Genomic DNA, 12909 nt, shown 5'->3' on the forward strand with positions numbered 1-12909 from the left:
CGAGATATCCTTGCAGACCCATGCTTGCATATGCAGCATTGGCACACAGAGGCATCGACTCGGAGATCCGATATTTGGTCATAGGCGTCCTGACCCCGCACGTCCCCGCCACGCCAGCCGACGTCCTCGAGACGCGGCTTGAATTTCCAGACAACCGGCTGTTGATCGAGCTCTTCGGTGAGCTCAACCGCAACCTCGTCCAGATCGAGGAAGCGCTGTCGGTTCAGATCGTCCATCAGGGAAATCAGCTTGCTGTCTTCGGCGAGGCTGGAGCGATCGGACGGGCGGCCGAAGTCCTTCAGGCCTTGTACGAACGTCTGGAAGCGGGGCGCGAGCTGACGACCGGGGACATCGACGCCGAGATCCGGATGGGCGGCGCCCGGGTTGCGCCTGACGCCGAGCCTGCGGGCCAGATGGAGCTCTTCAAGGGCGGTCGGGTCGAGATCAAGACACGCAAGAAGACGGTCGAACCCCGGACCGAGGCGCAGAAATCCTACGTGCGCGAGTTGTTCGCCAACGAGATGGCCTTCGGAATCGGACCTGCGGGCACGGGCAAGACCTATCTCGCCGTGGCCGTGGGCGTGAACATGTTCATGGGTGGACACGTCGACCGCATCGTCCTGTCCCGCCCCGCCGTCGAAGCGGGGGAGCGTCTGGGCTTTCTGCCGGGTGACATGAAGGACAAGATCGACCCCTACATGCAGCCCCTTTACGACGCTCTGAACGACTTCCTTCCCGGCAAGCAGCTACAGAAGCTGATCGAGGAGAAGCGGATCGAGATCGCACCCCTGGCCTTCATGCGCGGACGCACGCTGTCCAACGCCTTCGTCGTCCTCGACGAGGCGCAGAACGCGACGCAGATGCAGATGAAGATGTTCCTGACCCGTCTCGGGGAAGGCAGCCGAATGGTCATCACCGGTGACCGCACGCAGGTCGATCTGCCTCGCGGCGTAACCTCGGGACTGTCCGACGCCGAAAGGCTGTTGACCGGCATCGAGCGGATTTCCTTCAATTACTTCACGGCGAAGGACGTGGTGCGGCATCCGCTGGTGGCGAAGATCATCGAGGCCTACGACCGCGAGGCCCCTGTCGGCTGAGGCTCAGGGACAGCCGTCGCTGCGGGTCGAAGCGTCCGGCATGATTGTCCGGCAGAACGTCACATCCTTCAGACCGGCTGCCCGCATAGCCGCGTCTGTCAGATCGGCGTCTGTCAGGTCGGCTCCCGACAACACCGCGCCGGACAGATCGGCACCGCGCAAGACCGCGCCTGTCAGGTTGGCGCGACCCAGGTTGGCGCCTGACAGGACGGCGGAGGTCAAATCAGCCTCCGTCAGGTCCGCTTCTGTCAAGGAGGCTTGCGGCAGGGCCGCCGCCTTCAACGAGGCACCTCGCAACGTCGCACCGGTCAGGATTGCCTGCCGTGCGTTGGCTCCGTCAAAGATGATTCCCGTCATGTCGGCCCCTTCGAACCGGACGAAGGGCATGAAGGTGTCGCTCATGTCCGCGCCGGTCAGATCGGCTCCGTCGAAGACGGCATAGGTCAGATAGGCGTCTTTCAGGTTCGCGCCTGCTAGATCGGCCTCGCGCAGGTCGCAGTCGCGGCACTGGTTTTCGGCAAGGAGGCGTTCGACCGCCCCCGTCTCGGCTGCAAGTACCGGAAGGGCGAAGAGCAGGCATGCGACCGGAAGCAGACGTCTCATGCACCGACTATGTCCACGGTCGGGTCCTCCGTCTGCCGCCACTTTGGTCCCAATTGTCAGTCGGCCGCCGGAACCGGACAGTTTGAACTACGCAAATGGAGGAGATCACGCATGGCTTTCACCTTCAGGACAGCGGCTGCGATTCTCTGTCTGGCGGCATCCGCCGCGACGGCGCAGCAGGAATCGGGCCGCGTTGGATCAGGTGCCCCAGAGGACATATTCATGGAGATCACCCATGGCGAGGACGGAACGCCAGTGCTCTCGCCCGAGGAGTTCACGCTCGCGAACGGCGGCTACTATCGCTTCAACGTCGTCTGCCCCGAAAAGCTGACGTCCGAAACCGGCCTCCACTTCGAAGCAACCAAGCTTCTAGAGAACGCACACATCCGGGTGCTGTCTGTCGGTGGCGTCGATATCGAATTCTACACTCAGGGCCTGAGCTTCCGCGCCATCGAGTGCGACGACGCTGGTTCGGCGCGCTTCAGCTTCCACCCGATGCGGACGGGCGTCTACGAAATCTATGTCCGCGATCAGGCCGTGCCGCCGAAGGAGGCCTTCGGCAGGGTCGTCGTGGAGTGATCAACCGGATCCAATGAGAATGCCCGCCGCCAGCACCAGCGCGCCGCCGAGCACCACCTGAAAGGCGGCGCGGAAGAACGGTGTTTCCATGTAACGGTTCTGGATCCAGGCGATGGCCCAAAGCTCGATGAAGACGACGACGAACGCAATCATCGTTGCGGTCCAGAAATGCGGGATGAGGTAAGGCAACGCGTGGCCGAGCCCGCCGAGAGCGGTCATTACCCCGGACGCTATCCCGCGCTTGACCGGCGACCCGCGGCCCGAAATTGCGCCGTCGTCGGAAGCGGCCTCGGTGAACCCCATGGAGATGCCCGCCCCCACACTCGCCGCCAGACCCACGAGAAAGGTCGTCCAGGGATCCTGCGTGGCGAAGGCGGTCGCAAAGATCGGCGCGAGGGTCGAGACCGAGCCATCCATAAGACCCGCGAGCCCGGGCTGCACCCAGGTCAGCACGAATTGACGATGCGCCGCCCGGCCTTCATCCTCGCGTGCGCCCTCGTCGAGATGGGTTTCCACCAACGCGTCGGCCTTGGCGGAGTGGCCGGCTTCGGCGGCCGCGAGGTCGCCGAGGAGCTTTCGCGTTTCCGCATCCGTCGTGCGGGCGGCGGCCGTGCGATAGAAGCGCTCGGCGTCGCGCTCCATCGTTTCGGCCTCTTCGCGGATGCGCTCTATGCCGAGGTTCTCGATCAGCCAGACGGGTCTGCGGGCGTAGTAACCCGAGACATGCTCACGCCGTATAAGGGGAATCGTTTCACCGAAGCGCTTGCGATGCAACTCGATCAGGCGCTGGCGGTGCGTGTCCTCTTCGACCGCCATGCCGTCGAAGATCGCCGCCGAGGCCGGAAACTCTGCGCGAAGGCGTTCGGCATAGGTGCGGTAGATCCGCGAGTCGTCCTCTTCGGACGAAATGGCGAGGGCCAGCACTTCCTGCTCTGAGAGGTCGGAGAAGCGGCGGCGGCTGGCGATGCCCGGGATCATGATGATGTCTTTCTTAGAATGGTTCCAATGTAGAGAAGCTGTGGCGATGGGCAAGAGCGCGATGACGCCTGCGTGTGCGGAACTTGTAAAAACTGAACCGGACAGTTTATATTTCGGGAAGGCAGGATGAGGACGCCATGAACGCTCCCGACACGACTTTGAAACAGGGCCGCAAGTGGGATCAGGTCCTGGGCGGCGCGCGGACGGTTTTCTTGCGTGACGGATTCGAAGGCGCCAGCGTCGACGATATCGTCCGCGAGGCCGGCGTATCGAAGGCGACGCTTTACAGCTATTTCCCTGACAAGCGGCTGCTATTCCTCGAAGTCGCAAAGTGCGAATGCAAGGCGCAATCCGAGGATGCTGCCGCACGGATCTGTTGCAGCGGCGATTTCGCCGAGGGGCTGGCCGACGCCGCGGGTCGCATGGTGCGATTCTTCGTGTCGGACGTGGGTCTTCAGGTTCACCGCATCGTGGTTGGCGAAAGCCAGCGGTTTCCCGAGATCGGTCGCGATTTCTATGCGTCGGGTCCGGCGCAGGTACGCGAGATCCTCAAGGATTTCCTGCGCAAGGGCGTAGAGGCCGGCACGTTGCGGATCGACGATCTCGACCTTGCGGCCGACCAGTTCGCCGAGCTTTGCAAGGCCGGCCTTCACTTGCCGATGGTTCTGGGTCTGCGTGAGCGTCCGACGGACGAAGAGATCGACCGCGTGGTGCTCAGCGCCGTTGACATGTTCCTCTGCAAGTATGGCGTGGCGCCGCGCGGATAAGCGTCGAAGAGCTATGTGAGCCCTGAGACGGGCGGGGCATCGGAGAGGACAGGGCGGCGGGTTTTCAGGGTCCGGCGCGCCTCCTCGACCAGACCCAGTTTCATCAGGACGTTAACGTAAGCCAGTTCGACCAGGTCCCGCTGCGCGCGACTGCCCCCGAAGCGCTCTGCCACGGGCAGAACCGGAACAAGCGCGTCGAGAGCGTCGCTCCACCGGCCACGAGCAATGTGACCGAACGCCAGCGAGACGGGCGCAAGGAGGTCGCCCGCATAGCCGCTGGAGCTTTCGGCCAGGCGCGCGAGGCGGTCGCCCTTGCCGGACATCGCGTGAGCGATGGCAGCGTGGAGGTCGGCGAAGCTTTGGCCAGGGTTCGGGAAATACTGCGCGGCGTATTCGCTGGCAGCAGTCCACCGCCGGGGATCGACAGCGTAGCCTGCGATCTCGGCGCGGTGAAGGATCGCGACGGTATCGGTCAGGATGTTGATAGGCAGACCCTTGGAGGCACCCGGACCGACGCTTCCGTCCAGGATGGCCCACATGGCGCCCTCGTCTCCGTCATGCAGGGCCCAAAGAGCGAGGTGCCAATTGAGGTGGCCATGAAGAACGCCCCGGTCGTCGTAGTCTTGGACCCAGGTGGTGAGGTATTGCCGCCCCGCCGTCGTCTCGCCGCGCTCGTAGAGCGCGTGCGACTTGAAATGCGCGCCGTTTGCATTGCGAGGGTTCAGGGCGAGGGACCTTGCCATCAGAACTTCAGACGCGGCGATTTGACCTGTCTCGCAGAGCGAGACCGCGTGGGTTGCCATCATCCACCAGTCTTCGCCGTAATGAGGCAGCAGGGACTCGGTGAAGGCCAGAAGCGACGCTTCGTGTCCGGCCTCGCCGGAAAAGGCGATCAGGCCGAAGACGCTGGCGCACATCTGGGCCAGCAGAACGTCTCGGGGATGATCGGAAAGATGAGCACGGATCGCCTGACGCGCCTTCGCGGACTGGCCCGAGAAGACAAGCCCGGTCGCCGCGATATGGTCGCGTTCCCGGCTCGTGACGTCGAAGGCCAGAGACTCGGCCGTCTTCAGTGCGTCTTTGGCGTCGGACGTGCGCCCCGCCGACATCAGCGCCCTCGCCAGACCAACGTGGCCAAGGGCGAATTGCGGGTCGGCAGCGACACAGTGCGAGAAAGCGGCGAGACCTTCGCGGTTTGCGCCGAGAAAGAGGGTGACCGCGGACTCGTAGTGATCGCGTGCCTCAGCCGACCGGGTCGTCAGGGTGTTTCCGTATCCATCCGCGAGGCTCATCGTCAGTCCATTTCCGCGACGCCTCGCCGGTCATGGCGCCGCCTTCAGTCCACCCGTCGGACGTGGAGCTGGTTGCCGATCTTCCGTGTCTCGAAGCGCGCAAGCCCTTCGACCAGGTCCGACAGTTTGCGCTTGCCGTAGGTGCGTGGGTCGAAGTCGGGGTTGTCGCGTGTGACGTACTGGCCGAGTTGGCCGAGTGCGTACCACTCGTCGTCGGCGTTGATCTTGTCCATCGCCTTCAGGATCAGCGGAATGGCCTGCGTGGGGTTCTGCTTCGTGGACACGCTTGCATCGGTGCCCTTTTCGACCGGCGCTGGCTCATCGATGATGTTTTCGAGCAGGATGAACCGGTTGCAGACATTACGCAGGCTTTCCGGAGCCTTCGCCTCTCCGATGCCGATGACATCGATCCCTTGCTCACGCGCGCGGTTGGCGAGCGCGGTGAAGTCGCTGTCCGAAGAGACCAGAACGATTCCATCGAAGCGCCCGGTGTGAAGAATGTCCATCGCGTCGATCACGAGACCGATGTCGGACGCGTTCTTGCCCACGGTATTCGCGGTTTCCTGGTGGGCGACGAGGCCGAGATCACGCACGGCCTTCGTCCAGTTGTTCAGGCGCCCGGAGGACCAGTCCCCGTACACCCGGCGCAGCGCAGGTTCGCCGAAGGAGGTTATTTCCTTCAGGATCGCCCCCGCAAACCTTGCCGGAATGTTGTCCGCATCGATCAGGACGGCGTAGAGAGGGCGGTCGCGGTCGACCATTACTTGGGCAATTCGGCGGCGGTCCGGATGACCTTGCCCAGAAGCCCATAGGCGATCGCCTCGTCGGTGTTCAGCCAGAAGTCGCGTTCGGTATCGTTGGCAATCTTCTCGGCCGTTTGACCGGTCGCTTCGGCAAAGATCTTGTGGAAGCGTTCCCGCATGATGCGGATCTGTTCGGCCTGGATCCACATGTCGGACGCCGTCCCGCCGATCCCGCCGCGCGGTTCGTGCAGAAGGAAGCGCGTGTTCGGCAGGCAGAAGCGGTTCTCTTTCTTGGCGCCGACAAAGATCAGAGCGCCTGCCGAAGCGACCCAACCCGAACCGACGGTGCGGACCGTCGGCTTGATGAACTGGATCATGTCGTGGACCATGTCGCCGGATTCGACGTGGCCGCCGGGCGACGAGATGAAGAGGTTGATCGGCGCGTCGGAATCCTCGGACAGAGCGATGAGCTGCGTGGTGATCTTGTGAGCCAGCTTGTCGTTGATCTCACCCGTGATGAGGACGTTTCTGGACTTGAAGAACAGATCCGCTGCCTTGCCGCCGAGCTCGGGCTTGTCGTCGTTCTTTTTCTTGTCGTCGTTGGCCATCGGGGCTGGCTCCGCTCGTTGTTTCGGGTTGTGGGGAATGTCGGATCTCGGCTCCGGAATGGCAAGGGTACATTGAGAATACGTAACTTCAGAGGAAGCGGTGGAGGATGAGGGCGTCGACCTTCTCGCCCTCTGGCATCAGGAAGGCGTGCGGGACGCGTCCAATTGTCTGGAAACCGGCCTTGGTCCAAGTCTCGACGGCGCGGATGTTGGAGGCGAGGACGAAGTTGAATTGCATCGCCTCGAAGCCGATCCGCCGGGCCTCGTCAAGAGAATGCGTCAGCATCGCCCGTGCGACGCCTCGACCCTCGGCGTGTCGCGCAGTGATGTAGCCGCAGTTGCACACATGGCTTCCGCCGCCCTTATAATTTCGACGGATGTAATATGTGCCGATGGCAATGCCGTCCGCCTCGGCGACAAAAGCGTGTTCGGACAGCCAGTAGGCCAGCGCCTCCTCCCGGGGAATGTCGCGGTCGATGGCATAGGTGTCTCCCGCGCGGAACACCGGCTCGAGCATCGACCAGATCGCATCGCGATCACTTGGCCTTGCCGGGCGTAGCGTTAGATCAGCCAAGAAGCATGTCTCGTCGCTTCGGGTTTCGGCGCCTTGCGTCATGGGCTGCGCGCATTCGTTCGCATTTCCGTGCGGTCATTGGACTCCGCTTGACCCTGCGCGACCGGAAAGGCGAAATCAACACGACCCGTTCGAGGATACCCCAGATGACCCGACATGCCGTTACCGGCCTTTTCTTCGCCCTCCTCCTGACTGCCTGCGCCGGCACTCCAGCCTATGACAACGGTCCCGGCGATGACGGGGGATTCTCGAGCGGCGGGGGAAACCTTCCGGGTGCGGGAGGCGGAGCGAACGATCCCCTGGGCAGCCTCGGGGGCGTCGAGTTGTGCGATGCGCCTGAGTACCGCCCTTATGTCGGCCAGCCTGTCGCGGCGACCACCTTTCCGACGGGACCGAAGTTCCGGGTCTATTCCGACACCGACGTGGTGACGCAGGAATACCTTCCGGATCGAACGAACGTCGTTTTCGGTGCCCGGAGCGGGACGATCCTCAGGGTGTTCTGCGGCTGAAGGTGCTCGGGGCCCGGAAGGCCGGGGAGGGGGATTTTTCGAACCCTCCGGACCCGTCGCACGGGTTCGACTTGAGGCATCCGCATTCGCTTTGCCAGTCCGGGACCCAGTCGAATTCGCGCGGTTCACCGCCGAGCGCGGCTTTCGGCCTGCGGTTCCACCGCTTCTGTGCGGAGGGGCGCCGATAATGGGCTCGCCGTCCGCCGATCGGTCCATGTCGCCTTTCTCTCGACAGTGCGGGCGGGGATGGTTACGTTGGGACGAAACAGGAACATAGCTGCCCGCTGCTCCGATGTCCCAGAGACGTATCCTTTCTCTGTGGTTCCCCCGTCTCGCGGCCGAACGCTGGCTGCGCGAGGCGCGTGGCCTGCCGTCCGGACCCTTCGCGGTCTCGGGTGAGGTCGGGAACACCCAGGTGCTGACCTCGCTTTCGGCCGAGGCTCAGGCTGCGGGGCTGGTGCGTGGCCAGCCCTTGCGGGACGCGCGCGCCATGTGCCCCGAGCTTCAAACCCGGATTGCAAACCCGAGGCAGGAGGCGGATTTCCTTGCGGTGTTGCGCAGGTGGGCCGGGCAGTACAGTCCGTGGGTCTCGGAAGAACCGCCCGAGGGGCTTGTCGTTGACCTGACCGGCTGCGCCCACCTCTTCGGGGGCGAAGAGGCCCTGATGAACGAGATCGCCGGAGACTGCGCCGCCTTGGGACTCACCGTCCGCATGGGAGTCGCCGACACGGTTGGCGCGGCCTGGGCGCTCGCGCGATTTTCGGACGGCGAGAGCGGTGCCGCAAGGTCGGGAGACGACATCGCGCAGGAGGCTCGGGCAACGCGGTCGCGCGCGGCCAAGCGCCGGCATTGGGAGCGGGGCGGAGCGGCCCCTGGGGCGCTTGCGTCTGGCAACCGGGCCGGACCGATTGCCCTTCCGGGACAGACCCGCACGGCGCTGGCGCCCCTACCCGTCCTGGCACTGCGAATTGACGGAGCACTGGCCGCGATGCTGAACCGCCTTGGCCTGCGGCGCATCGAAGACCTGGCCGGCCAGCCCCGTGCGGCGCTGGCGCGTCGCTTCGGACGCGAACTCGTGCGTCGTCTCGACCAGGCACTTGGGGTGGAGCCAGAGCCGATAGGACCGGCACGTCCTCCCGCCCATTTCGCCGTCCGTCTTACCTTGCCCGAGCCGATCGGGCTGGCCGAGGACCTGCGGGCCGCTCTCGAACGGATGCTGCCCGTTCTCAGCGACAGGTTACGAAACGCGGGGCAGGGCGCGCGACGGATCCGTCTGGAATGTCATCGCGCCGACCAAAGCATGGAGTGGGTCGAAGTGGGCCTGGCGCGGCCCTCGTTCGAGGCAGACCGGATCCGGCCGCTTCTTACCATGAAGCTCGACGACATCGATGCGGGGTTCGGGATCGACATGGTCCGCCTCGTCGCGGCCTCGACCGAGCCGGTCCACGCCCACCAGCACCGGGGGCATCTGGAGGCGGCGGCCGATGGAGCCGATCGTCGGTCGGGCGGAGTCGAGATGGACGATCTTCTGGGCCGCATCGGCGCGCGGGTCGGGTTGGAGACGATCACGCGGCTTCATCCAGCCGACAGCCATATTCCCGAGAAGACCTCGATTCTCCTCGCGGCCGCCTGGTCCGAACCGTCGGGTTTGTGGCCAAGGCCACGTGCCCCGCGTCCGCTCGAGATGTGGCGGCCCGAGATCGTTCAGGCCGAGGAAACCCCCGATCTTCCCGCATCGTTCCGGTGGCGCGGACGGACGCTCGAGACACGCGTGGCTCTTGGTCCCGAGAGGATCGCGCCGGAGTGGTGGCTGGACGATCCCGACTGGCGGAGCGGCATCCGGGACTACTGGCGCGTCACCACGCGGTCGGGGGAACGGCTTTGGCTCTATTTTGCGCACGGGGCGACGATGTCGCCGGGATGGTTCTGCCATGGGAGTTTCTGCTGAAAAGACCGACCGCTTTCCTCAAAAGGAAAAGGGCGGGGAAGATCCCCGCCCTTGCTCGTGGACACGACCGCAGTATCAGCTTGCGGGCATGATCACCTTGTCGATGACGTGGATCACGCCGTTCGACGCCGCGATGTCCGGCGTCACGACGGTCGCATCCTCGACCATCACGCCGTTGTCGAGGTCGATCGTCACGTCCGACCCCTGAACGGTCGTGGCCGACATGTCGTCGGTGAGATCGGTGGACATCACCTTGCCCGGAACGACGTGGTAGGTGAGGATCGAGACGAGTTGATCCTTGTTTTCGGGCTTCAGCAGGTCTTCAACCGTCCCTGCGGGCAGCGCCGCGAAAGCCTCGTCGGTCGGCGCGAAGACGGTAAACGGGCCTTCGCCCTTCAGCGTATCGACGAGGCCGGCGGCCTGGACTGCGGCAACGAGCGTGGTGAAGCTTCCAGCGTCCACCGCGGTGTCGACGATGTCCTTGTCCTGGGCGAAGGCCGGTGCCGCGAGAGCGGTGGTGGCCGCCAGGGCGATGAGAGTGCGGTGCATGTGCGTCTCCTCTGTACATATTGCGAGGATGTCTGCGTGACATCGTGGCTACTACGGAGGCATGAGCACACCAGATCAGATGAATTTATGGGGTTTCGCGCCTTGACGAGAATGCTCGGCGGGCTAAGCCCGGCAGTTTTCGCGAACCACTGACAAATGCGTGATCCCTTGTGATCCACCGTCATGTTTCAACCGAGCAGCAAGGCATGACTATAGCGTGAGACGGATTGCCCGAGGGGAAAGCACGGCGCATCTTTGCCGGACAGATTGCGAGGAGACAGCATGGCACACCGGTACATCAGCGACCTCACCCGGGCGGATGTGACCCCTAAGGAGATGTGGCGGACACGCCGGCAGATCATGGCAGGCGCTGGCGCCGCGGCCTTGGGGTTGGCAGCAGGTCCGGCGCTCGCGAAGCTTGGCGCGGTAAAGACCGGCTACGGCCAGGATCTTGAGCCGAACAGCTGGGCCGACATCACGAGTTACAACAACTTCTACGAGTTCGGGACGGGCAAGGAGGATCCGGCCCGGAACTCCGCCGACATGGTCACGGACTTCTGGACGGTTAAGGTCGACGGTCTTGTGGACGCTCCGGGGGACTACACCCTCGCGCAGCTATTGGACGGCATGACGATCGAAGAGCGCATCTATCGTTTCCGCTGCGTCGAGGCCTGGTCGATGGTCGTGCCCTGGGCGGGTTTCGAGCTGGCGGACCTTCTGAACAAGGTCGGCGTGAAGCCCGAGGCAAAGTACGTCTCGTTCGAAACGGCCGTCATTCCTGGCGTAATGGAGGGCGTCAGCTATCCGGTGCTCGACTGGCCCTACCGGGAAGGTCTGCGGCTGGACGAGGCGATGCATCCGCTGACAATCATGGCGACGGGGCTTTACGACGAACCGCTGCCGAACCAGAACGGCGCGCCGCTGCGACTGGTCGTGCCATGGAAATATGGCTTCAAGTCCATCAAGTCGATCGTTCGAATCAGCCTTGTGGAAGAGATGCCCGAGACCAGCTGGAACCTGTCGAACGCCCGTGAGTATGGCTTCTTCTCCAACGTCAATCCGCTTGTCGATCACCCAAGGTGGAGCCAGGCAACGGAGCGGCGCATTGGCGGAGGGCTCTTCGCGCGTCGGCAGGAGACGCTGATGTTCAACGGCTACGAAGCCGAGGTGGCGTCTCTCTACGATGGCATGGACCTCGCCGAGAACTACTGATGACCACGGCGCAGCGCATCAACCTCCAGCTCAAGCGTGTGCCGGCCTGGCCGATTTATGTCGCCGGTGCGCTCGTGCCATGTTGGTATCTCTACCTCGGCCTGACCGGGGGACTGGGGGTCGATCCCGTCAAGGCAATGGAGCATGCCCTTGGCGAGAGGGCCCTGCAGCTTTTAATCGTCGTCCTGGCTGTAACGCCGCTGAGGGACGTCACCGGCGTCAGCCTCGTCAGGTTCAGGCGGGCGCTTGGGCTTGTGACGTTCTGGCTCGTGTCGTGCCATCTGGCCGTCTGGCTGGTCCTCGACGTGCAGATCCTTTCGCAGATTTGGGCGGACATCCTGAAGCGTCCCTACATCACCATCGGCATGCTCGCTTTCGTGCTGATGATCCCGGTCGCCATCACGTCGAACAACCTGTCGATCCGCAAGCTTGGACCGAAGCGCTGGAAGCGGTTGCACCAGTTGACCTACGCCTGCGCGGGCTTGGGAGCGATACACTTCGTCATGCTGGTGAAGGGGTTCCAGATCGAGCCGCTGGTCTACCTCGGTATCGTTCTCGCGCTGCTCGCGATGCGCCTGCCGCGTCCTGTGAAACGCGCCGTCGCATAATGTGACTTCCCCCGGCCAGCCCGTCGCGTAATCTCCGGCGGATGGACAGGCAGGACGCGCCGCGGGCGACACTTCTCATCATGACGATCTTTGTGCTTCAACCCTTCGCCATCGGCGGGTGGCTGGCGCTGATACCTGTCATCAAGGAAACCATAGGACTTTCGAAGGGGCAGCTTGCCTTTGCGCTGATAGGGATGCCCATTGCGTTGATCCCGTCGCTTCAGATCGCGGGCCGCGTCCTGTCTGGGTTCGGGCCGCGCCGCGTGCTCTGGACGTTCTTCCCGCTGCAGGCTGTCGCGGCGATCCTGCCGGTCCTCTCGACCAGTGGGCCGACGCTGTTCCTGTCGCTTGTCCTGCTTGGCGCCGTCACCGGCTTCAATGAGGTCGCGATGAACGTCTATGCCGGACGCCTGGAAAAACGCGCGGGCGTGATGATCATGAACCGCTGTCACGGCTTCTGGGCGGCAGGCCTGATGGGAGGGTCGGCTGTCGCCGTGTTCTCGGAAGGGCTGACGCCGGTTCAGGTCATGCTGCTCCTCGCCGCGGTGTCCGGGGCAGGGGGCGTGCTGGCGGCGACGCGGATGCCCAGGCTTGGAATTGACGAGACCGGCGCCGCGCCACCGCGACGCCGATTTACCGAGGTGCCGCGCGCGCTTCTGTTCGTTGCGGTGTTCATGTTCCTCGTCACCCTGACCGAAGGTGTCCTGGCGGACTGGTCCGCCGTCTATCTGGCCGAGAGGCTGGGCGATCCGACGACCACCGCAGGGATCGCGGTGACGGTCTTTTCGGGCTTCATGGCGGGGGGGAGGTTCCTGGGCGACTACCTCAAGCGCAAGTTGGGC

Annotated in this window: 15 protein-coding genes (1 of these 15 running past the window's edge); 8 read left to right on the top strand and 7 right to left on the bottom strand. The window is 64.0% G+C overall.

Features of this window, described 5'->3' with window-relative positions; all coding sequences use genetic code 11:
* Nucleotides 1-74: 74 nt before the first annotated feature.
* Nucleotides 75-1097: a PhoH family protein gene (locus C8D95_RS00745; protein WP_420902651.1), complete on the top strand. Its 1023-nt coding sequence runs from the start codon at nt 75-77 to the stop codon at nt 1095-1097.
* A 3-nt stretch (nt 1098-1100) separates the two neighbouring features.
* On the opposite strand, the gene C8D95_RS00750 is transcribed toward C8D95_RS00745, so the two are convergent.
* Nucleotides 1101-1700 (bottom strand): pentapeptide repeat-containing protein, encoded by a 600-nt coding sequence (locus C8D95_RS00750; RefSeq protein WP_109757245.1) that lies wholly within the window; start codon nt 1698-1700, stop codon nt 1101-1103.
* Nucleotides 1701-1922: 222 nt separating this feature from the next.
* Between C8D95_RS00750 and C8D95_RS00755 the strand changes: the two genes are divergently transcribed.
* On the top strand, nt 1923-2279 hold the full coding sequence (locus tag C8D95_RS00755) for a hypothetical protein (protein ID WP_126918472.1): 357 nt from the start codon (nt 1923-1925) through the stop codon (nt 2277-2279).
* On the opposite strand, the gene mbfA is transcribed toward C8D95_RS00755, so the two are convergent.
* The gene (gene mbfA, locus C8D95_RS00760) at nt 2280-3257 is read right to left on the bottom strand and encodes an iron exporter MbfA (RefSeq protein ID WP_109757247.1); all 978 of its coding nucleotides are present in this window, start codon (nt 3255-3257) and stop codon (nt 2280-2282) included. It lies immediately after the preceding gene.
* Between the two features lie 137 nt (nt 3258-3394).
* Here mbfA and C8D95_RS00765 point away from each other — a divergent pair, with 137 nt between their 5' ends.
* Nucleotides 3395-4024 carry a TetR/AcrR family transcriptional regulator gene (locus tag C8D95_RS00765; RefSeq protein WP_109757248.1) on the top strand — a complete coding sequence of 210 codons (630 nt, stop codon included), beginning with the start codon at nt 3395-3397 and terminating at the stop codon, nt 4022-4024.
* An 11-nt stretch (nt 4025-4035) separates the two neighbouring features.
* Here the strand turns inward: C8D95_RS00765 and C8D95_RS00770 are convergent, their stop codons facing one another.
* The 4 genes from C8D95_RS00770 to C8D95_RS00785 all read right to left on the bottom strand — a co-directional run bounded on the left by C8D95_RS00770 (nt 4036) and on the right by C8D95_RS00785 (nt 7283).
* Nucleotides 4036-5316 carry a tetratricopeptide repeat protein gene (locus C8D95_RS00770; protein ID WP_109757249.1) on the bottom strand — a complete coding sequence of 427 codons (1281 nt, stop codon included), beginning with the start codon at nt 5314-5316 and terminating at the stop codon, nt 4036-4038.
* A gap of 44 nt (nt 5317-5360) precedes the next feature.
* On the bottom strand, nt 5361-6077 hold the full coding sequence (locus tag C8D95_RS00775) for an NYN domain-containing protein (RefSeq protein ID WP_109757250.1): 717 nt from the start codon (nt 6075-6077) through the stop codon (nt 5361-5363).
* Nucleotides 6077-6667, bottom strand: a complete 591-nt coding sequence (locus tag C8D95_RS00780) for an ATP-dependent Clp protease proteolytic subunit (RefSeq protein ID WP_109757251.1) — start codon at nt 6665-6667, stop codon at nt 6077-6079. The genes C8D95_RS00775 and C8D95_RS00780 overlap by 1 nt, the downstream gene beginning before the upstream one ends.
* A gap of 88 nt (nt 6668-6755) precedes the next feature.
* On the bottom strand, nt 6756-7283 hold the full coding sequence (locus C8D95_RS00785) for a GNAT family N-acetyltransferase (RefSeq protein ID WP_346243132.1): 528 nt from the start codon (nt 7281-7283) through the stop codon (nt 6756-6758).
* Between the two features lie 104 nt (nt 7284-7387).
* Between C8D95_RS00785 and C8D95_RS00790 the strand changes: the two genes are divergently transcribed.
* Together C8D95_RS00790 and C8D95_RS00795 are read left to right on the top strand one after the other, a co-directional pair.
* Nucleotides 7388-7750, top strand: coding sequence for a hypothetical protein (locus C8D95_RS00790; protein ID WP_109757253.1), 363 nt, complete (start codon nt 7388-7390; stop codon nt 7748-7750).
* Between the two features lie 292 nt (nt 7751-8042).
* Nucleotides 8043-9698, top strand: coding sequence for a DUF6504 family protein (locus C8D95_RS00795; RefSeq protein WP_109757254.1), 1656 nt, complete (start codon nt 8043-8045; stop codon nt 9696-9698).
* Between the two features lie 75 nt (nt 9699-9773).
* On the opposite strand, the gene C8D95_RS00800 is transcribed toward C8D95_RS00795, so the two are convergent.
* Entirely contained in the window at nt 9774-10247 is a 474-nt protein-coding gene (locus C8D95_RS00800) for a fasciclin domain-containing protein (RefSeq protein WP_109757255.1), read from the bottom strand.
* A 282-nt stretch (nt 10248-10529) separates the two neighbouring features.
* On the opposite strand from C8D95_RS00800, the gene msrP reads away from it, so the two are divergent.
* The 3 genes from msrP to C8D95_RS00815 form a co-directional block, all read left to right on the top strand.
* Nucleotides 10530-11459 carry a protein-methionine-sulfoxide reductase catalytic subunit MsrP gene (gene msrP, locus C8D95_RS00805; RefSeq protein ID WP_109757256.1) on the top strand — a complete coding sequence of 310 codons (930 nt, stop codon included), beginning with the start codon at nt 10530-10532 and terminating at the stop codon, nt 11457-11459.
* Nucleotides 11459-12067 (top strand): protein-methionine-sulfoxide reductase heme-binding subunit MsrQ, encoded by a 609-nt coding sequence (gene msrQ, locus C8D95_RS00810; protein ID WP_109757257.1) that lies wholly within the window; start codon nt 11459-11461, stop codon nt 12065-12067. The genes msrP and msrQ overlap by 1 nt, the downstream gene beginning before the upstream one ends.
* A gap of 80 nt (nt 12068-12147) precedes the next feature.
* On the top strand, nt 12148-12909 hold the 5' portion of the coding sequence (locus C8D95_RS00815; protein ID WP_241239773.1) for an MFS transporter. 351 nt of this gene lie beyond the right edge of the window; 762 of the gene's 1113 nt are visible here — the first part of the coding sequence; its start codon is at nt 12148-12150; its stop codon lies beyond the right edge, outside the window.

The organism is Silicimonas algicola (assembly GCF_003148765.1).
GTDB classification, from domain to species: Bacteria; Pseudomonadota; Alphaproteobacteria; order Rhodobacterales; family Rhodobacteraceae; genus Silicimonas; species Silicimonas algicola.

Excerpts from the sequence above, each read along its gene's own strand:
- C8D95_RS00750 (WP_109757245.1), bottom strand. The coding sequence starts at position 1,700 with ATGAGACGTCTGCTTCCGGTCGCATGCCTGCTCTTCGCCCTTCCGGTA.
- C8D95_RS00755 (WP_126918472.1), top strand. The coding sequence starts at position 1,923 with ATGGAGATCACCCATGGCGAGGACGGAACGCCAGTGCTCTCGCCCGAG.
- mbfA (WP_109757247.1), bottom strand. The coding sequence starts at position 3,257 with ATGATCCCGGGCATCGCCAGCCGCCGCCGCTTCTCCGACCTCTCAGAG.
- C8D95_RS00765 (WP_109757248.1), top strand. The coding sequence starts at position 3,395 with ATGAACGCTCCCGACACGACTTTGAAACAGGGCCGCAAGTGGGATCAG.
- C8D95_RS00770 (WP_109757249.1), bottom strand. The coding sequence starts at position 5,316 with ATGAGCCTCGCGGATGGATACGGAAACACCCTGACGACCCGGTCGGCT.
- C8D95_RS00775 (WP_109757250.1), bottom strand. The coding sequence starts at position 6,077 with ATGGTCGACCGCGACCGCCCTCTCTACGCCGTCCTGATCGATGCGGAC.
- C8D95_RS00780 (WP_109757251.1), bottom strand. The coding sequence starts at position 6,667 with ATGGCCAACGACGACAAGAAAAAGAACGACGACAAGCCCGAGCTCGGC.
- C8D95_RS00785 (WP_346243132.1), bottom strand. The coding sequence starts at position 7,283 with ATGACGCAAGGCGCCGAAACCCGAAGCGACGAGACATGCTTCTTGGCT.
- C8D95_RS00790 (WP_109757253.1), top strand. The coding sequence starts at position 7,388 with ATGACCCGACATGCCGTTACCGGCCTTTTCTTCGCCCTCCTCCTGACT.
- C8D95_RS00795 (WP_109757254.1), top strand. The coding sequence starts at position 8,043 with ATGTCCCAGAGACGTATCCTTTCTCTGTGGTTCCCCCGTCTCGCGGCC.
- C8D95_RS00800 (WP_109757255.1), bottom strand. The coding sequence starts at position 10,247 with ATGCACCGCACTCTCATCGCCCTGGCGGCCACCACCGCTCTCGCGGCA.
- msrP (WP_109757256.1), top strand. The coding sequence starts at position 10,530 with ATGGCACACCGGTACATCAGCGACCTCACCCGGGCGGATGTGACCCCT.
- msrQ (WP_109757257.1), top strand. The coding sequence starts at position 11,459 with ATGACCACGGCGCAGCGCATCAACCTCCAGCTCAAGCGTGTGCCGGCC.